This is a genomic window from Pseudomonas sp. DSP3-2-3, from assembly GCF_049898225.1.
Lineage (GTDB): Bacteria > Pseudomonadota > Gammaproteobacteria > Pseudomonadales > Pseudomonadaceae > Aquipseudomonas.
On the sequence record NZ_JAFCXH010000001.1, the window covers coordinates 538,007 to 557,061 of the forward strand.

At 60.5% G+C, this 19,055-nt stretch carries 14 protein-coding genes and 1 tRNA gene; 6 read left to right on the forward strand and 9 right to left on the reverse strand.

From position 1 onward, the window contains the following. The first annotated feature begins 43 nt into the window (after positions 1 to 43). Positions 44 to 119 (forward strand) — tRNA-Gly (locus ACP7E4_RS02595). Between the two features lie 197 nt (positions 120 to 316). On the opposite strand, the gene yegQ is transcribed toward ACP7E4_RS02595, so the two are convergent. Together yegQ and ACP7E4_RS02605 are read right to left on the reverse strand one after the other, a co-directional pair. Further along, entirely contained in the window at positions 317 to 1,642 is a 1,326-nt protein-coding gene (gene yegQ, locus ACP7E4_RS02600) for a tRNA 5-hydroxyuridine modification protein YegQ (RefSeq protein WP_426111375.1), read from the reverse strand. A 120-nt stretch (positions 1,643 to 1,762) separates the two neighbouring features. Then, the gene (locus tag ACP7E4_RS02605) at positions 1,763 to 2,182 is read right to left on the reverse strand and encodes a hypothetical protein (protein WP_426111377.1); all 420 of its coding nucleotides are present in this window, start codon (positions 2,180 to 2,182) and stop codon (positions 1,763 to 1,765) included. Between ACP7E4_RS02605 and nirB the strand changes: the two genes are divergently transcribed. The 4 genes from nirB (at position 2,172) to ACP7E4_RS02625 (ending at position 8,645) form a co-directional block, all read left to right on the forward strand. Next, positions 2,172 to 4,736: a nitrite reductase large subunit NirB gene (nirB, locus tag ACP7E4_RS02610; RefSeq protein ID WP_426111379.1), complete on the forward strand. Its 2,565-nt coding sequence runs from the start codon at positions 2,172 to 2,174 to the stop codon at positions 4,734 to 4,736. The two genes, ACP7E4_RS02605 and nirB, sit on opposite strands and share 11 nt — an antisense overlap. Beyond that, the gene (gene nirD / locus ACP7E4_RS02615; RefSeq protein ID WP_426111381.1) at positions 4,733 to 5,083 is read left to right on the forward strand and encodes a nitrite reductase small subunit NirD; all 351 of its coding nucleotides are present in this window, start codon (positions 4,733 to 4,735) and stop codon (positions 5,081 to 5,083) included. The genes nirB and nirD overlap by 4 nt, the downstream gene beginning before the upstream one ends. Positions 5,084 to 5,416: 333 nt before the next feature. Then, on the forward strand, positions 5,417 to 6,337 hold the full coding sequence (locus tag ACP7E4_RS02620; RefSeq protein ID WP_426111499.1) for an ABC transporter substrate-binding protein: 921 nt from the start codon (positions 5,417 to 5,419) through the stop codon (positions 6,335 to 6,337). A 37-nt stretch (positions 6,338 to 6,374) separates the two neighbouring features. Beyond that, entirely contained in the window at positions 6,375 to 8,645 is a 2,271-nt protein-coding gene (locus ACP7E4_RS02625; RefSeq protein ID WP_426111383.1) for a molybdopterin guanine dinucleotide-containing S/N-oxide reductase, read from the forward strand. Between the two features lie 188 nt (positions 8,646 to 8,833). Here ACP7E4_RS02625 and ACP7E4_RS02630 read toward each other — a convergent pair whose 3' ends face one another. From ACP7E4_RS02630 to ACP7E4_RS02650, 5 genes are all read right to left on the reverse strand, one after another. Further along, entirely contained in the window at positions 8,834 to 10,027 is a 1,194-nt protein-coding gene (locus ACP7E4_RS02630) for an acyl-CoA dehydrogenase family protein (protein WP_426111385.1), read from the reverse strand. A 129-nt stretch (positions 10,028 to 10,156) separates the two neighbouring features. Continuing rightward, entirely contained in the window at positions 10,157 to 11,509 is a 1,353-nt protein-coding gene (locus tag ACP7E4_RS02635) for an LLM class flavin-dependent oxidoreductase (protein ID WP_426111387.1), read from the reverse strand. Between the two features lie 46 nt (positions 11,510 to 11,555). Then, the gene (locus ACP7E4_RS02640) at positions 11,556 to 12,560 is read right to left on the reverse strand and encodes an ABC transporter substrate-binding protein (protein ID WP_426111389.1); all 1,005 of its coding nucleotides are present in this window, start codon (positions 12,558 to 12,560) and stop codon (positions 11,556 to 11,558) included. A 92-nt stretch (positions 12,561 to 12,652) separates the two neighbouring features. Then, positions 12,653 to 14,236: a rhodanese homology domain-containing protein gene (locus tag ACP7E4_RS02645; RefSeq protein ID WP_426111391.1), complete on the reverse strand. Its 1,584-nt coding sequence runs from the start codon at positions 14,234 to 14,236 to the stop codon at positions 12,653 to 12,655. After that, positions 14,233 to 14,841 (reverse strand): cysteine dioxygenase, encoded by a 609-nt coding sequence (locus tag ACP7E4_RS02650; protein ID WP_426111393.1) that lies wholly within the window; start codon positions 14,839 to 14,841, stop codon positions 14,233 to 14,235. The genes ACP7E4_RS02645 and ACP7E4_RS02650 overlap by 4 nt, the downstream gene beginning before the upstream one ends. A gap of 211 nt (positions 14,842 to 15,052) precedes the next feature. On the opposite strand from ACP7E4_RS02650, the gene ACP7E4_RS02655 reads away from it, so the two are divergent. Beyond that, positions 15,053 to 15,958, forward strand: coding sequence for a LysR family transcriptional regulator (locus tag ACP7E4_RS02655; RefSeq protein ID WP_426111395.1), 906 nt, complete (start codon positions 15,053 to 15,055; stop codon positions 15,956 to 15,958). Between the two features lie 107 nt (positions 15,959 to 16,065). On the opposite strand, the gene ACP7E4_RS02660 is transcribed toward ACP7E4_RS02655, so the two are convergent. Together ACP7E4_RS02660 and ACP7E4_RS02665 are read right to left on the reverse strand one after the other, a co-directional pair. Continuing rightward, positions 16,066 to 16,476 (reverse strand): PA2817 family protein, encoded by a 411-nt coding sequence (locus tag ACP7E4_RS02660; RefSeq protein ID WP_426111397.1) that lies wholly within the window; start codon positions 16,474 to 16,476, stop codon positions 16,066 to 16,068. An 85-nt stretch (positions 16,477 to 16,561) separates the two neighbouring features. Beyond that, positions 16,562 to 19,009, reverse strand: a complete 2,448-nt coding sequence (locus ACP7E4_RS02665; protein WP_426111399.1) for an acyl-CoA dehydrogenase — start codon at positions 19,007 to 19,009, stop codon at positions 16,562 to 16,564. Positions 19,010 to 19,055: the final 46 nt, after the last annotated feature.

The following is a 19,055-nucleotide window of genomic DNA, read 5'->3' on the forward strand; positions in this document are numbered from 1 at the left end:
TCACGGCGGTAACAGGGGTTCGAGTCCCCTAGGGGACGCCATTGCGGGAATAGCTCAGTTGGTAGAGCACGACCTTGCCAAGGTCGGGGTCGCGAGTTCGAGTCTCGTTTCCCGCTCCATATTTACGAAAACGCCGCTCAATAGAGCGGCGTTTTTGTGTGTGCGTTTTATGGCTCCGGGAACCGATTCATTCGCGACGAAGCCGGTGCATCCTAGGCATGTCCTGCGCCTCGGGCACCGCCTTCCCGGATAAATCCGGTCCCACCTCGGTTTTATTTAGTCAGTGATGTGTTGTTTGACCCAGCCGTGCGTCAGGTCAGTCGTCGCTCACATCCCGCATCAACAATCCAAACCGCAAATCCACCGCTTCCGGGATCGGTATGTACACCGTATGCCCGTCTCCAGGCGCCACGCCGATCGCTTCGCCCTGGGTGTTCTGTAAATACTCCAGGTCGAAGTGGAAGTTGCCAGCCGGCGTCATCAGTTCCAGGTTGTCGTCCAGATTGAAGCGGTTCTTGACCTTCACTTCGGCCAGCCCGTTACGCCGCTCGCCGGTGAGTTCGCCGACAAACTGCTGCCGCTCTGATACCGAACTGCCATTTTGATAGTTCTGATACTCGTCATGCACGTGCCGCCGCAAAAAGCCTTCGGTGTAGCCGCGCTGGGCGAGGGATTCCAGATCCGTCATCAGGCTGCGGTCGAACGCGCGACCGGCCACCGCATCGTCGATGGCGCGGCGGTACACCTGAGTGGTCCGCGCACAATAGAAGTGGGATTTGGTCCGGCCTTCGATTTTCAGCGAGTGCACGCCCATTTGCGTCAGGCGCTCCACATGCTGCACGGCGCGCAGGTCTTTGGAGTTCATGATGTAAGTGCCGTGCTCGTCCTCGAACGCCGGCATCAGTTCGCCCGGTCGATTGGATTCCTGCAGCAGAAACACCTGATCGGTCGGCGCACCTTCGCCGAGGGTCGGTTGGGGCTGGAAAGTCTGCACAATGTCGCCGAGCTGATTTTCCGTGGCTTGCTCCGCCGAATACTTCCAGCGACAAGCATTGGTGCAGCTGCCCTGATTGGCGTCGCGCTTGTTGATATAGCCCGACAGCAGGCAGCGACCGGAATAGGCCATGCACAACGCGCCGTGGACGAACACTTCGAGCTCCATGGCGGGCACTTGCTGGCGGATTTCGGCGATTTCTTCCAGGGATAGCTCGCGGGACAGAATGATCCGGCTCAAGCCTTGCTGCTGCCAGAACTCGACACTGGCCCAATTCACCGTATTGGCCTGCACCGACAGGTGGATCGGCATCTGCGGGAAATGGCGGCGCACCAGCATGATCAGGCCAGGATCGGACATGATCAGCGCGTCCGGGCCCATGGCAATCACCGGCTCCAGATCCTTGAGAAAGGTTTTGAGCTTGGCGTTGTGCGGCGCGATGTTGACCACCACGTAGAATCGCTTGCCCTGAGCCTGGGCTTCGTTGATACCCACGGCCAGATTGGCATGATCGAATTCGTTATTGCGCACGCGCAAGCTGTAGCGCGGCTGGCCGGCGTAGACCGCATCGGCGCCGTAGGCGAAGGCATAACGCATGTTTTTCAGGGTGCCGGCGGGGGCGAGCAGTTCGGGAGTAGGCAGAGGCATGGGAAAGGTCGGTCGCAAAACCGCCGAGGATAATCAGCTTGCCCACAGGCTTCATTGATCTGCGTCTATGCGGGTTGAGCATCGGCGCCAACCACACTGCAAATCCCCCGGCAAATGCACTTATATATAGCCGCGCATGTTGGATATGCACCAAGCGGAGGCGAGCCAATCCCTGCGCGAGGCGTCAGCTGCCGTCCTGATCACGCTGGTGATAACCGATGAAATCGTGCCCGAAGACTTTAAACCCGCACCTGCCAGCGGGGTCATCGAGCCAGGCTGATTGTTCGAGAGTACAAGCTGGCACACATTCTGCTTATCACTTATCAGGTCCACCGCATACGCAGTCGAGTGGACAGCCCCGTCGGTCAACGAAGATCGAGCAGCCAGCAGGCCGTGGGCAAGATGGGTGAATCGGGCACAGAGGCCGGATCGACACCACAAATGAACAGGCAAAGGCGCCTGGAACCGCAAGGTTTCAGGCGTTTTTTTTGCTTTTTTATCCGTGATTGGCTTTGGCTGGGTGCTATCTATGAACTCCAATATTGCTCCTTTGGACTCGCTGCAAACCTTGATCGTGATCGGTAACGGCATGGTTGGACATCATTGTGTCGAACAGTTGATCGCCGGTGGCGCCCTGAACCACTACCAACTGCATGTTTTCGGTGAAGAGCAGATGCGGGCCTACGACCGGGTGCATTTGTCCGAGTATTTCTCCGGGCGTGATGCCGAGTCGCTGGCGCTTTCCGATATCTCGCTGTATCAAACGCCGGGCGTCACCCTGCATCTCGGCACGCAAGTGCTGGAGATTGATCGCGACGGCCAGCAGGTGATCACGGCGACTGGCAGTGTCCATTACGACAAGCTGGTCCTGGCCACCGGTTCCTATCCGTTCGTGCCGCCGATTGAAGGCGCGCACGGCGATTCGCGTCTGGTCTACCGCACCCTGGAAGATCTGGACGCCATCCGCGCCGCAGCCACCAACGCGATCCGCGGCGTAGTGGTCGGCGGCGGTTTGTTGGGTCTGGAAGCTGCCAACGCGCTGAAAAGCCTCGGGCTGGAAGCCCATGTCGTGGAATTTGCGCCGCGCCTGATGCCGGTGCAACTGGACGAGCAGGGCGGTATCGCCCTCAAGGACCGGATCGAGAAACTCGGCGTCGGCGTGCATTTGTCTCGCGGCACGCAGTCGATCACGGCCGGCGAGGAGTACCGCTACCGGATGAACTTCGGCAACGATGAATTCCTCGAAACCGACCTGATTGTGTTCTCCGCGGGCATTCGCGCCCAGGATGCGCTGGCTCGCCAGTCCGGCCTGGAGATCGGCCCGCGCGGTGGCGTGGTCATCGACAGCCAGTGCCAGAGCAGCGACCCGCATATCTACGCGATTGGTGAGTGCGCGGCGTGGAATGGCAGCATCTTCGGTCTGGTGGCACCCGGTTACCAAATGGCCCGTGGTGTTGCCCAACTGCTGTGTGGCAGCGAAGGCGAGCCGTTCATGGGCGCCGACATGTCCACCAAACTCAAGCTGCTCGGCGTGGACGTCGGCTCCATCGGCGATGCCCATGGTCATACGCCCGGTTCGCGCAGCTATCAATTCATCGACCAGACCACCGCCAGCTATCGACGCCTGGTAGTGGATGCCAGCGGCAAGCACGTTATCGGTGCGGTGCTGGTGGGCGATAACAGTTATTACGACACTCTGCTGCAATACATGCAGAACAACATCGTTCTGCCTAAAGAACCGGCCAGCCTGATTTTGCCTTCCTCCGCAGGTGCGCCAACCCTGGGCCCGGCAGCGCTGCCGGAAACCGCGACCATCTGCTCCTGCCACAACGTCACCAAGGGCGCGATCTGTTCGGCCATCGACGGCGGCTGTACCGATCTGGGCGTGCTCAAGGCGCAGTGCAAGGCGGCCACCGGTTGCGGTGGTTGCGCGGCCTTGGTCAAGACGGTGTTTGAGCATGAGCTGATCGCCCGTGGCGTCAGTGTCGACAAGAGTCTCTGCGAACACTTCGCCTACACCCGCCAGGAGCTTTACGCGCTGGTTCGGGTCGAGGGTGTGTTGACCTTCGAAGAATTGCTCGCCAAGCACGGCCACGGCCATACCGGCTGCGACATCTGCAAGCCTGCGGTGGGTTCGATTCTCGCCTCTTGCTGGAACCAGCCGATCATGGACGCTTCCCTGGTGCCGCTGCAGGACACCAACGATACGTTCATGGCCAACATGCAGAAAAACGGTACTTATTCCGTCGTGCCGCGTATCGCTGGTGGGGAGATCACCGCCGACAAGCTGATCGCCATCGGTGTGGTCGCCAAGAAATACGATTTGTACACCAAGATCACTGGCGGCCAGCGTATCGACCTGTTCGGCGCCCAGCTGCATGAGTTGCCGGACATCTGGTCCGAGCTGATCGCCGCCGGTTTTGAAACCGGGCATGCGTACGGCAAGTCGACCCGCACGGTGAAGTCCTGTGTCGGTAGCACCTGGTGCCGTTACGGCGTTCAGGACAGCGTGAAAATGGCCTTGCTCATCGAGGATCGTTACAAAGGACTGCGTTCGCCGCACAAACTCAAATTCGCGGTTTCCGGTTGCACCCGCGAGTGCGCCGAGGCACAGAGCAAGGATGTCGGCGTAATTGCCACCGAGAAAGGCTGGAATTTGTACATCTCCGGCAACGGCGGCATGCGTCCGCGTCATGCGGAACTGTTTGCCACGGACCTGGACGACGATACCCTGATCCGCTACATCGACCGTTTCCTGATGTTCTACATCCGCACGGCCGACAAGTTGCAGCGCACTTCGGTCTGGCGTGAAAGCCTGGAAGGCGGCCTGGATTACCTCAAGGACGTGATCATCCACGATAGCCTCGGCCTCGGTGCCGAGCTGGAATCGCAGATGCAACTGGTGGTCGACCGCTACGAGTGCGAGTGGGCCAACACCCTTAACAGCCCGGAAAAACTCAAGCGCTTCCGCACCTTCGTCAACGATAAGCGCGGCGATCCGGACATCCATTTCGTCAAGGAACGCGGCCAGCGCCGCCCGGCAACAGCCGCCGAACTCAACCTGATCCCAGTCACCGAGGAGGCACTCTCATGAGCCAGACAAATACCCACGCATGGCGCCCGGTGTGCAGCAAGCAAGACCTGGTGCGCAACTCCGGAGTGGTGGTGTGGCTGGATGGCGAGCAAGTCGCACTGTTCTACCTGCCGGACGCCGAGGGCAAAAACCTCTACGCCGTCGATAATTGCGACCCGCAATCGGGCGTCAACGTCATAGGTCGCGGGTTGATCGGCAACATCAAGGGCGAGCTGGTCATCGCTTCGCCGCTGTATAAGCAGCATTTCCGCCTGCACGACGGCGGCTGTCTGGAATACCCGGAACAACGCTTGCGGGTCTGGCCGGTGCGCTTGAGTGGGCAGAATGTTGAGATCGCGGTTGCGTGATGGGCGATGTTGGAGCGAACTTGGTGGGAGCGAGCTTGCTCGCGAAAAGGCTTACCTGACACCTCGCCTCGCCAACAAGTTGGCTCCTGCACAATCAATAGTTTTTTGCATATAAACCTAGAATAAAAATGAATTTAGGGAATAACGCGGCAGCTGCTATGGTTTGCCGCGTGGCCCAAGCCTGACTTCAGCGCTGGGCCGATTCTCGGCTACCGTACGCACGGATCCGGACTTCATTCCTATGATCCGGCTCTGCATGAGCCTGTGGAGAGCCGTTTGTCCCTCACGCTCAAACTTCGAAAGAACAGCACTTTGCTCGCTCTGGCCCTGGCCATGACCACCTCGCTGGCGGTTCAGGCCAGTGACCTGATTGTCGGCGACCAAAGCTACAGCGCCCGCACCGTGATGGAAGCGGCCGGCGTGCTCAAGGACTTACCCTACACGCTGGAATGGAAACAATTCACCGCCGGTTCGCCAGTGGCCGAGGCGTTGAACGTGGGCAGCCTGGACGTCGGCCTGCTGGGCGATGCACCGGCGTTGTTCATGGGCGCGCTGGGTGCGCCGATCAAAGTGATCGGTGTGTCCCGGCAAAACCTTGATGGCGTGGCAATCGTCGTGGCCAAGGATTCCCCGATCAAGACTGTCGCCGATCTGGCCGGCAAGAAAGTCGCGATCTGGAAAGGCTCGTTCAGCCAGCAATTGATGCTCACCGCGCTGGACCGCGCGGGCGTGCCACGTGATGCCGTGGACTACCGCTACCTCAGCGCGCTGGATTCTTCCCATGCTCTGGATGGCGGCTCAGTGGACGCCATCGCCACGTGGGATCCTTACGTCACGCAACAGGAACGCCAGGGCGCGCGGGTCATTGCCACTGCCAAAGGCCTGATTCCGGCCCAGAGTTTCATCGTCGCCAACGAACGGGCGATCAAAGACAAGCGCGCCCAGATCAGTGATTTCCTCCAACGCCTGCAGGCGGCCCGCGCGTGGTCGGTGAGCAGCGCGCAAAACACCGACACTTACGCCAATGCCTGGTCAGCCTTGACCAAGGCGGATGCCGAAGTTGCCCGGCGCTGGTTTGAACGCTCGCAGATCGTGGTGGTGCCGATCACGGCGCAGGTCATTGCCGAAGCGCAACAGACCATCGATTTTTTCAACGGCGCGGGGCTGACTAAATCCTATCCGGCAGGCAATGTGTTCGACGACTCGTTCAACGCGGCCTTGAAGAGCCAAGCCAAGGCTCAGGTCTCACGTTGATTGACCAAGCGTTCACTGTCTTCAGGAGACCTGCGCCATGAGTTTTACCTCGCTGCATTGGGGCGCGTATCGCCCGCAGGTCGTTGACGGCAAGCTTGAGGCATTGCTGCCGGTCGAGTGGGACCGCGACCCTTCGCCGATCGGTGATTCGGTCGCCGAGGCGCTGACCTCGCCGACCCGCATCATGCGTCCCGCAGTGCGCCGCAGCTTTCTCGACGGATCAGGCGGCAGCCCTGAGTTGCGTGGCCTGGAGCCGTTTGTCGAAGTCAGCTGGGAAGTGGCCCTGGATCTGGTAGCCAGCGAGCTGCAACGGGTCAAGTCCGCCCACGGCAATCAGGCGATTTTCGGCGGTAGTTACGGTTGGGGCAGTGCCGGGCGCTTTCACCATGCGCAAAGCCAACTGCATCGCTTCCTCAATGGCTTTGGCGGTTACGTCGCCAGCGTCGACAGCTACAGCCTGGGCGCTGGACGGGTGCTGATGCCGCACATCGTCGGCAACATGGATTGGCTGCTGGCCGCCCATACCTCGTGGAAGAATCTGGCGCAGCATTGCGAACTGTTCGTTGCCTTTGGTGGCCTGCCGGCGAAAAACGCCCAGACCAGTCCCGGTGGCGCCAGTGATCACCTGCTCGCCAGCGCCCTGGATGACATGTCCGAAGCCGGCGTGCAGTTCGTCAACGTCAGCCCGCTGCGCGACGACCTGCAAGGCCCGCAACAGGTTGAATGGTTGCCCGTTCGCCCCGGCAGCGATACGGCATTGATGATGGCGTTGTCCTACGTACTGATCAGCGAAGGCCTGCATGATGAGGCGTTTGTTCAGCACTACACCGTCGGCTACGAACGTTTCCGCGATTATCTGCTGGGTGTGATTGACGGCCAGCCGAAAACGCCGGAGTGGGCCGAAGCGCTGACCGATATTCCTGCCGGGCAGATCACCGAACTGGCGCGGCGCATGGCCAGCAAACGCACCATGATCAACATCGCCTATTCATTGCAGCGCTCGGTCCACGGCGAGCAGCCGTTCTGGATGACCGTGACCCTGGCCGCCTTGCTTGGGCAGATTGGTTTGCCGGGCGGTGGTTTCGGGCTGGGTTACGGCTGCATGAACAACACCGGCAGCGGCCGCAAGGCGTTTTCCGGGCCGCGATTTTCCCAAGGGGCGAATCCGGTCAAGGATTTCATTCCGGTGGCCCGGGTCGTCGACATGCTGCTCAACCCTGGTGCGGCGTTCGACTACAACGGCCAGCAGCGGCAGTACCCGGATATTCGTCTGGTGTATTGGGCCGGCGGCAATATTTTTCACCACCATCAGGACCTCAACCGTCTGCTGCACGCCTGGCAAAAGCCGGAAACCATTGTCGTCCACGAACAGTTCTGGACCGCTCAGGCCAAGTACGCCGATATCGTATTGCCAGCCACCACGGCGCTGGAGCGCAACGATATTGGCAGTTCGGCATCGGATCGCTTCATGATCGCCATGCAGCAGGCCATCGAGCCTGTAGGCGAGTCCCGTGACGATTATTCGATTCTTGCCGAAGTGGCGCAGCGGCTTGGCTTTGCCGACACGTTCACCGAAGGCCGCGATGCGGCCGGCTGGCTGCGCTTTATCTATGAAGAGTCTCGGGGCAGAGCGCAGGATTTCGGCGTTGAGTTGCCCGATTATGATCAGTTCTGGCGTGATGGGCTGTTCGAGGTTGCCTATCCCGAAACCGATACGGTGTTGCTCAAACCTTTCCGCGATGATCCCGCAGCCAACCCGCTGCCAACGCCGTCCGGCAAGATCGAGATTTACTCAGAGCGCATCGCCGGTTTCGACTACGCCGATTGCCCCGGCCATCCGGTGTGGCTGGGTCAAGCAGAGCGGTCCTTTCCTTTGCATCTGTTGTCCAATCAGCCCAAGACCCGCTTGCACAGCCAATACGATCATGGCGCGTACAGCCGCGCTTCGAAAATCCAGCAGCGCGAGCCACTGACCCTGAACCGCGACGACGCTTTGGCGCGGGGCATTGCTGATGGGGATGTGGTCAAGGTCTTCAACGAGCGTGGGGCGTTTCTCGCGGGGGTGATCGTTTCGGAAGACATCCGGCCTGGCGTGGTGCAGATCGCCACGGGTGCCTGGTTCGATCCGTTGGTGCATGGTCAGCTCAACAGCCTTGAGAAGCACGGCAACCCCAATGTGGTGACCACTGATATCGGCTCATCGTGCCTGTCCCAAGGCTGCTCGGCGCAAACTGCGTCGGTGGAGGTGGTGAAGTGGAACGAGGCGTTGCCGCCGATTACGGCGTTTGAGCCGCCGGTGATGGTTTAACCACAACATCTGTTGGAGATTCTATGTCTGAGGGCAACCGCCAGGCGCCGCAGATGTATTGTCTGAACCGACGCCTTCCCGGCTAAAGCCGGTCCCACTAGATCGCGCTGGTTTTGTGGGACCGGATTTATCCGGGAAGACGGATCGCCTGAAATGACCCTTCGCGGGCAAGCCTCGCTCCCACGAGTCTAAGAGTCGCGTTTAGCCCGCTGCGCAAACACCGCCTTGCCCACGCCAATCAAGGTCACGTCATTTTGCGGGGTATGAATCCTCGCGCAGAGCACGTTGCGCAGGTGGCGTTGTAGGGGATTGCTGCGCGACAGGCCGGGATTGCCGGACGCTTCGATGGCCAGTTCCACGGCGCGGATGGCGTTGGTGGTGACCAGGTATTTGATCTGCGCGGCATGCGCGGCCGGGGTCAGGCCTTGGGCGGCGGAGTGCAGCAGGTTGTGATTGTTGAACAGCAGGGTGTCAATCTGGCCGACCACTTCCTGAAAGCGTGGCAAGGTCGAAAGCGCCGCCCCAAGATTGGACGGCTTGCGTTGTTCCAGCCATTGCACGAACCATTCCCGTGCCGAACGGGCGACGCCGTCGTAGACCGACGACAGCAACACCGACATCCACAGCATGCCCGACGGGTCTAGCTCCGCCTGCGGCGCGCTCCATGGGCTGACGCTGACTGCATGTTCCAGCGGCACCAGCACGTCTTCGAAAATCACTTCATGGCTACAGGTGGCGCGCATGCCCAGGTGATCCCAGTCCTCGACAATGCGAATCCCCGGCGTGTCCTTGTGCACCAGCCACGCGCCCACCAGCGGGTCCGGATCGTCACTGCGCGCCCAGACATTGAACCAGGTCAGACCGTAGCTGCCGGTGGAGTAAATCTTGCTGCCGCTGATCCGCCAGCCTTCAGCGGTGCGTCGCGCCGTGGTCGCAGGCAGACCGCCACGGGCCGGCGTACCGAGGTCGGGTTCGACCCGCAGCGAATTGATCAACGCGCCTTCCTGCACCGCTTGCTGCGCGATTTGCAGGCGTAGATGTGCGGGCCAGCTTTTACTGTCTTGCAGGCGCGCGTGCTGGATGTATTGCATGACCAGAATCAGCGCGGTAGAAGGCTCGCCCTGGGCCACGGCGCTGATGGTTTGTTGCGCTTGCAGCAAGTCGGCACCGCCGCCGCCCAGCTCGGTGGGGACGGTCAGGCCCAGCAGGCCGTGCTCGTGCAACAGGCGGAAATTGGCGTGGGGGAACTCCCCGCTGGCGTCATAGCGCTCGGCTGATTCTGCCAGTAGCGCGGTGATGGTCGTCAGTCTGGCGGCGAACGCCTCGGCGGACTCGATACCACCGGGACGCACGACAACGGGGCGAAGGGGAGATGCGGTCATCTAGGTTTATCCTTTTTTACAATCTGTTGGAGCGTGGCTTGCCCGCGAAATCGTTGGATCTGATTCGCAATATGCAGCGGTTTTACCAACCCCTTCGCGGGCAAGTCTCGCTCCAACAGTCCGATAATGTCAGGCCAGCTCTGGCTGTTGCTGATCAACCGACTCTTGCTGTTGTGCATTACGATTGACCGGCACTTGCAGGCCGAAATGCTCGCGCAACGTCGAACCACTGTAGTCGCTGCGGAACAAGCCTCTTTTCTGCAAGACCGGGACCACCAGCTCGGTAAAGTACTTCAAGCCATCGGGCAGCAGCGAATTGATGATGAAACCATCGGCCGCGTCTTGTTCAAACCAGGTCTGGATCGCGTCAGCCACCTGATTCGGGGTGCCGACGAATTCACGTCGTGGCCGGGAGAAGTGCAGCGCGACTTCACGCAGGGTCAAACCTTCATCTTTGGCCAGTTGTTTGATCCGGTCCGAGCCGCCTTTCTGGCTGTTGGAACCCAGGTCACCCAGTTCAGGGAAGGGCGCGTCCAGCGGGTATTGGCTGAAGTCGTGGTCGTTGAACGGGCGACCCAGCGCAACAATGGCGTCTTCGATGCTCACCAGCTCCACGGCTTGCTGGTAGCGGCTTTCCACTTCCGCGTCATCGCGGCCGACGATAGGGCGGATGCCTGGCAAAATCGACAAGTCCGACGGGTCGCGACCAAAGCCCACAGCGCGTTTCTTCAAGTCCTGATAGTAGGCCTGGCTTTCTTCCAGCGTCTCGGCATGGACAAAGATTGCGTCAGAATACTCGGCGGCGAAGTTGCGGCCGTCTTCAGAGGTGCCCGCCTGAAAAATCAGTGGATGGCCTTGCTTCGAGCGGGAAATGTTCAGCGGTCCCTTGACCGAAAAGAACTCGCCCTGGTGATTCAACGCGTGCAGCTTGCCGGGGGTGAAGAACTCGCCAGTCTGCTTGTTGCGGGCGAAGGCGTCGTCTTCCCAGGAATCCCACAGGCCTTTGACCACCGACACGTGCTCCTTGGCAATGCGATAGCGCACCGCGTGCGGCGGGTGTTCTGCCTTGCTGAAATTGTCAGCGGTGCCGCTGAGCCACGACGTGACGACGTTCCAGCCGGCCCGACCGCCACTGATGTGGTCCAGGGAAGAAATCTGCCGGGCGACCTGGAAGGGTTCGGTGTAGCTGACCGTGACCGTGGCCACCAGACCAATGTGCTCGGTGGTTGCCGACAGCGCCGAAAGGATGGTCAACGGCTCGAAACGGTTGAGGTAATGCGGGCTGGATTTTTCATGAATATGCAGGCTGTCGGCGATAAACACGAAGTCGAATTTCGCCGCTTCGGCCAATTGCGCCTGCTGCTTGTAAAAGCCGAAATTGACGCTGGCATCGGCCAGCGCGTTCGGGTGGCGCCATTCGCCCCAGCCGTGACCGACGCCATGCACCATGGCGCCGAATTTCAATTGTCTTTGCTTGCTCATGAACGTGCTCTCCGGAATCGAATTGTGTGAACAGAGTGGTTAGGTGTTACTGGGCGGCCGTCTTCACGACCTGAGCACGCGATGCGTTGAAGCTTTTGTCGAAGCCTTTTGAGACGTCGATCTTTTTGCCGAGGATGCCTTCCTCCAGGTAAATGTCTGCCGTGGCTTGCAGGCCCTTGATGATCTTGTCGTCGATCTCGACCCGCTGCATCTTGGTGGCGCGGGCGATGGCCTGATGCACTTCGATGGGCAAACCGGTGGTCTTGGCCACGGCTGCGGCGTATTCGTCCGAATGGATGTTGCTCCACAAGTAAGCGCGCTCGACCCGTGCCACAAAGTCATCCAGCTGTATGCGTTTGTCGGCAATGGCCTTGCCGGTCGCCGCCAGGTACAGGTGATTGGTCAGCAGCTCGTTGCCGCTGATCAGCACGCGATCCTGGCTCTGGGTGATGGCGACGGTGGTGTACGGATCCCAGGTGGCCCAGGCATCGGCGCCGCCGCTGGACAGCAGGATTCTTGATTCGCCGGGCAGCAGGTTGATGAAGGTCACGTCGCTGGTTTTCAGGCCTGCCTCACGCAGCGCCTTGATCGCCAGGAAGTGGCCGATCGAGCCGCGCCCGGTGACGATGCGCTTGCCCTTGAGGTCGGCGACGGTCTTGATCGGCGAGTCCTTAGGCACCAACAGGGCCGTGGTGAAGCGCCCTTCGGCGTGGGTGATGCTCACCACTTTCAAGGGTGCGCCCGCGCCGAGGGCAAATACGTAAGGCGCATCACCCAGCGCGCCGATGTCCACAGCTCCGGCGTTGAGTGCTTCACCCAGCGGCGCAGCGGAGGGGAATTCGGAAAACTTGATCTCGTAGGGCACGTCCTTGAGCTCGCCCGAGACTTGCAGCAAGGTCTTGATCGAGGATTTCTGATTGGCGACCAGCAAGGGTTCCAGGTCTGCGGCCTGAACCTGCTGGCCGAGTGTCACGCTCAACAGCGCACCCAGCAGCAAGCTTTTCAGGTGCCGGCTTTTCAAGGACTGTGCGGACTTGCGGACGAGGGTCATGGGGTTTCTCCAGGCTAGAGGACAGTGCAGCAGGGACCTCCGCCTGGAGGGGTCGGTCCCGTTGAATTATTTGAATGGCGTTGTGGTGTGGTTCAGATCACGTAGAAGCCGTGCGTGCCATCGCGTGCCAGTTGCGCCACCAGACCGTATTCCCAGTCCAGATACGCCTGCATGGCTGCGCGCGGTGCGTCGGTGCCTTCATAAGGGCGGCGATAGCGGTCGATACGCGGCGAGGCGAGCTGGCTTTCGCCGGTTTCCAGCGGTAGCCCGGCGGCAATCCAGCTGGCCGTGCCGTCCTTGAGCAGGAACACCGGCTTGCCGGTCAGGGCTTCGACTTCGGCCACCGCCAGACGCGCCAGCTTGCTGCTGCCGCAGGTCAGTACGTAGCGCTCGGCAGCGGGGATTTTGTCCAGCGCCGCCTTGAGCTGCGCACGCAGCGTCCACCATGCACCGGGAATGTGCTGCTTGACGTAGTTGGCGCTGGCGGTGAAATCCAGTACAGCAACGCCGCCATGGGCCTGCCATTCGACCAGGGTTTGCGCGCTGATTTCTTCGACCTGGGCGGGCGTCGGGATCGGTGCGTTCCAGTCGCCTTGCTCGCTGAAGTCAGCAGCGTGCAGGTCATCGACGACGAACACTTCCCAACCCAGTTGCGCCAGCCACGAAGCCGACATATTGGCGCGCACGCCGTCGTCGTCCACCAGCACCAGACGTGCGCCGCGTACGCTGGCGAAGTGATCGGTTTCCTGCACCAGTTGCCCGCCCGGTGTCGAGCGCGCGCCCGGCAAGTGGCCTTTGGCGAATTCTTCCGGGGTGCGTACATCGAACAGATAAGTCGTGCGCGCAGCATCTGCTTGCCAGCTGTGCAGGTTGGCCCGGCTGGCGCGTTTCACCCGCGCCTTGTCGGCCACCCGGCGCGCGTCGGCGCTGGCGGTTTCGCGGGTTTCTTCGCTGACCGCGGCAAAGCGCCGGGCCTGGCCGTAATCCAGGGTTTGCCCGGCCAGCAGCCAGCCGATGGTGCCGTTGCGCAGGGCGTTGATCTGATTGGGCAGACCGGCGTTGACCAGTGACTGGGTGCCGATGATGCTGCGGGTGCGCCCGGCGCAATTGACGATGATCCGCGTGTTCGGGTCCGGCGCCAGCTCCCGGGCGCGCAGCACCAGTTCGGCACCGGGCACGCTGATCCCGCTGGGAATGCTCATGGTCTGGTATTCGTCATAACGGCGTGCGTCGAGGACGACCACGTCGGCCTTGGATTCGATCAGTTGCAGCACTTCTTCAGCGGCCAGCGACGGCGTATCCCGATGATGCTCCACGAGTTCGCCAAACGCCTTGCTCGGCACGTTGACGTCGATAAACAGCTCGCCGCCCGCATCGCGCCAGCCTTGCAGACCACCTTCGAGCAGCTTCACGTCGCTGTAACCCAAGGCTTGCAAACGCTCAAGGGCGATCTGCGCCAGGCCTTCGCCGTTGTCGTAGAGCGTGACGGCGGTATCACGGCGAGGAATTCGGGAGAACACTTCCAGTTCGATTTTTGACAGCGCGATATTGGCTGCGAACAATGGATGGGCTTCGGCGAACGGCGCTTCTTCGCGTACGTCCAGCAGCGCCAGTTCCTGGTGGTCGAGCAGCGCCTGGCGGATATCGGCAAAGGATCGGGTAGTTGGCTGGGTCATTGTGCTTGGCTCTCTTTAGACAGGTCCCAGATGTTGGGCAAATAGGCGTTGGAATAGCCGGAAATAAACAGCTTTTCAGTACCGTCAGGCTGATACACCGCGCGGCGCACCGCACCAATGTTGGCGCCGTAGACGTGGATGCTGATCGATACCTGATCACTGTAGGCGTTGCTGACTTGATGAATATCGTTGCTGCGCGGCGACAGGGCTTCGACGTGGCCAGGTTCCAGGCGAATCGCCGGGCCTTCCTGCTCCAGACGGCCGCCTTCACTGCGGGCGAAACCCTGGGAGAACTCAGCGCCGCGCAGCATGCCGATCAAACCCCAGACGCGATGGTCATGAATCGGCGTGCTCTGTCCCGGCCCCCAGACGAAGCTGACTACCGAGAAACGCTGCCGGGAGTCGGCATGCAGCAAAAACTGCTGATAGCGCTGCGGATCGGGAACGGCATATTCATCGGGCAGCCAGTCGTCGTAACTGACCAGCTGGGACAGCAGCTTGCCGCCGCGATGCAGCAGGTCGCCTTCGCGAGGGTTGCTGTCAATCAGCTCGGCCAGCGCGCCAATAAAAGCTCTGAGTCTTTCCGGGTGTCGGGTCTGCGTCATATCGAATCCAGCGCGTTGTTAAGCTATGGATGAATATAAGCATAATGGAGGTGTTTAATATGCTATTTTTTTATGATTAGGATATAACCAAATTATTGGTTGGACTTGGATTTGTTGGAGCGAGGCCTGACTCGCGAGGACCTTTCCACCCAACCAAATTCCAACTATGCTTTTCGCCTATCTCTTTCGCGTTTCTTTATGTGCGGTCCGAATGAAAATTGATGATATCGATGCTTTCGTGGCGGTGATTCGTTGCCAGTCGATCAGCCATGCAGCGGAATCCCTGGGTTTGACCCAGCCGGCGATTACCCGCCGGGTACAGAATTTCGAGCAGGCATTGGGAGTCGAGTTGTTCGACCGCAACACCAAGCCGCTCAAACCCACCCAAATGGGTACACAGGTTTACCAGAAGTGCCTGGCGATCCTGCGGGAAATGGACTCCCTGCGCGAACTGGTTGCCAGTGATACGCCGCCCAGCGGCCTGTTGCGTCTGGGTGTGCCGCAGACCATTGGCGACGCGGTGTTGCTGGACGCGCTCAAATACATGCGCAGTGAATTTCCCGACCTGCGCGCGCAAGTGGTGACCGGTTGGGGCAGTCATCTGGTCAACAAGATCGAGAATGGCGAGCTGGATGCCGCAGCAGCGTTGTTCCCGGCAGGCAAGATCTTCCCGGAGAACATCATTGGCGAGTCCATCGGCAAGATGGAGCTGGTGGTGGTCTGTGCCAAATCGGCGTTGCCGAAAAAAGCCGTCAAGCTGGCCGATTGTTATGAGCAGGGTTGGGTACTCAATCCCGATGGTTGCGGGTTCCGGGCCGGTTTGCAGCGCACACTGACTGATCAGGGTCTGAGCCTGAAGGTCAATCTGGAAACCTTCGGCACGGAATTGCAGCTGGGACTGGTGGCAGACGGCATGGGCCTTGGCCTGGTGCCGCGTCCGTTGCTGGAGCGCAGCACCCATCGCGATCAACTGGCGGTGATGCCGGTCAAGGATTTCAAGCCAGTAATGGACTTGTGGCTGATTTATCCACGTTTCCTGGGCAACTTGCAGGGCGCTGTCGCGTCGTTTGGCAGTCTGGTGGCGCAGTCATTGAAACCGGTCAAGAACGCTGCCTGACCTTATCGAGGACAAGTCCTCTCCCACAGGTTCAACACCATACTCGGAGCGGACTTGTCCGCGAATCAGCGTTTTCCACATCCGATTGCAGCAGCCCGTCAGTCAGCTTAGTGTTTGCTGCCCTGGGTCGGCATCGACAGAAGTTGTTTCTCACGATTCCAGTCAAACGGTTCTTCGTTCTGTTCGGCTTCGTAGCGGCGCTCTTCCAGCGATTGGTACAGGGCGATTTCTTCGTCCGGCATGAAGTGCAGGCAATCACCGGCGAAAAACCACAGCAGGTCGCGCGGCACCATATGGGCGATCTGCGGATAGCGCTGGATCACCTGGCAGAGAATATCCTGGCCCAGGTATTGGCTTTCGATCGGGTCTTGGGGCAGCAGCGTCATCAGTTCGTCGAAACGCTCCATGAACAGCGCATGGCTTTCTTCGGGAACCTGCTCGGCCTCGCCCAGCGCGACCAGGATGCTGCGCAGGTGTGCCAGCAGGTTCAGTTGGTGGTCGAGAGTGGCGTCGGCCATGGTTCAATCCTCAATAGCAAAAACGGGCGCGAGAGTATAAAGCTCTGCGCGCCCGCTGTGTGGTTGGCCTGACAAGATCTATCGATTAACGGATCTTGCCCTCGGTCAACGTCAGCTCTTCCTTGGCAAAATCATCCACGTCGATGACCTTGCGGCGTGCGGCTTCGGCGGCACGCAGATTCTCGGCTTCCAGCGGCTGCAACACGCCAGCATGCAGCGCCGCATCGATGATGTGCTCGCCGGCAGCCGGTTGCAGCTGGCCACCTTTTACCGCGACATGCAGCTTTTTGTGCAACGGCGCAGCGGCGTTGAGCAAATCGCTGGCGTGTTGCAAGGCGCCGACGGCATCGTCGGGATCTTGCGGGCGATAGCAGCCAGCCAGCAACTCTTCGAGGGTCGGATCGCCTTTGGCGCGCCCCAGAACACCAGCGACTTCGGCATCCAGTGCGTCCGACGGTCCTTTGTGGCGGCGGCCGAACGGGAAGGTCACCACGCGCAACACTGCGCCCAATACACGACTCGGGAAGTTCGTCAGCAACTCGTCCAGCGCACGCTCCGATTCGCCGAGTGCTTCTTCCATGGCCCAGCGGAACAGCGGCTGCAAGTGTTGCGGGTAATCCAGATCGTGATAACGCTTGAGCGCTGCTGATGCCAGATACAAGTGGCTCAACACATCGCCGAGGCGCGCCGACAGGCGTTCCCGACGTTTCAGCTCGCCGCCCAGCAGCATCATGCTCAAGTCCGCCAGCATGGCAAACGCCGCTGCCTGGCGATTCAGCGCCCGGAAATAGCCCTGGCTCAGAGTATCGCCCGGCGCGGCTTCGAATCGACCGAAGCCCAGGTTGAGAATGAAGGTACTCGCCGCATTGCTCACCGCGAAACCGATGTGCTTGAGCAGCAGCGTGTCGAACTCGGCCAATGCCTGGTCGTGGTCTTCACGGCTGGCCAACGCCATTTCCTTGAGGACGAACGGATGGCAGCGAATCGCGCCCTGACCGAAGATCATCAAGTTGCGCGACAGGATGTTCGCGCCTTCAACCGTGATGAAAATCGGCGCGCCCTGCCAGTTGCGCCCCAGATAGTTGTTCGGGCCCATGATGATGCCCTTGCCGCCATGCACGTCCATGGCGTGGGTGATGCATTCGCGGCCGCGTTCGGTCAGGTGATACTTAAGGATCGCCGACAGCACTGACGGTTTTTCGCCCAGATCTACCGCATTGGCGGTGAGCATGCGCGCGCTGTCCATCAGCCAGGCGTTGCCGCCGATCCGCGCCAGGGATTCCTGGATACCTTCGAATGCCGACAGCGGCACGTTGAATTGCTCGCGAACCTGCGCGTATTGCCCGGTCACCAGACTGGTGAACTTGGCCGCGCCGGTACCTACGGCGGGCAGCGAGATGGAACGGCCCACGGACAGGCAGTTCATCAGCATCATCCAGCCTTTGCCAAGCATTTCCTGGCCGCCAATCAGGTAGTCCAGCGGAATGAATACATCCTTGCCAGAGTTCGGGCCATTCATGAACGCCGCGCCCAATGGCAGGTGACGACGGCCGATTTCCACGCCCGGTGTGTCAGTCGGGATCAGCGCCAGGGTGATGCCGATATCTTCCTCGTCGCCCAACAGATGCTCAGGGTCGAAGGCCTTGAACGCCAGGCCGAGCAGGGTGGCGACCGGCCCGAGGGTGATGTAGCGTTTTTCCCAGTTCAGGCGCAGACCAATGACTTCTTCGCCTTGCCACTGGCCTTTGCAGATAATTCCGGTGTCGGGCATGGCGCCAGCATCGGAGCCGGCCAGCGGGCCGGTGAGGGCGAAACACGGAATATCATCGCCCCGCGCCAGACGCGGCAGGTAATGATTGCGCTGTTCGTCGGTGCCGTAATGCAACAGCAGTTCGGCCGGGCCGAGGGAGTTGGGGACCATGACCGTGGACGCCAGGTCGCCGCTGCGGGTCGCCAGTTTCATCGCCACTTGCGAGTGCGCGTAGGCCGAGAAGCCTTTGCCGCCAAACTCCTTGGGAATGATCAGGGCAAAGAAGCCGTGTTCCTTGATATGCGCCCAGGCGCGCGGCGGCAGATCCATGGCCTGACCGATTTGCCAGTCAGTGACCATGGCGCACAGCTCTTCGGTCGGGCCGTCGATGAACGCTTGCTCTTCCTCGGTCAGTTGGACCTTCGGATAGGCCAGCAGCTGGTCCCAGTCCGGGCGACCGCTGAACAGCTCGCCGTCCCACCATACGGTGCCTGCATCGATGGCATCGCGTTCGGTCTGGGACATCGGCGGCAGGGTTTTCTTGAACCAGGAGAACATTGGCGCAGTGAAGTGCTTGCGGCGCAGGTCCGGTAGCGTCAGGGGCAAGGCCACGGCCAGCAGCAGGATCCAGAAAATTGCCAGCAACCAGCCCGGCGCATGGCTGAAAGTGCCCATCGCCAGCAGGAACACGGCAACCGCGCCCAGGGCGGGCATTGGTGCGACACGCCGGTGGGCCAGCCAGGCAATCCCGACAACCAGCGCAACAATCCACAACAACAGCATAAGTAATCCTCCGTGATGACAGCAGCAAGGAACCACTATCAATAGC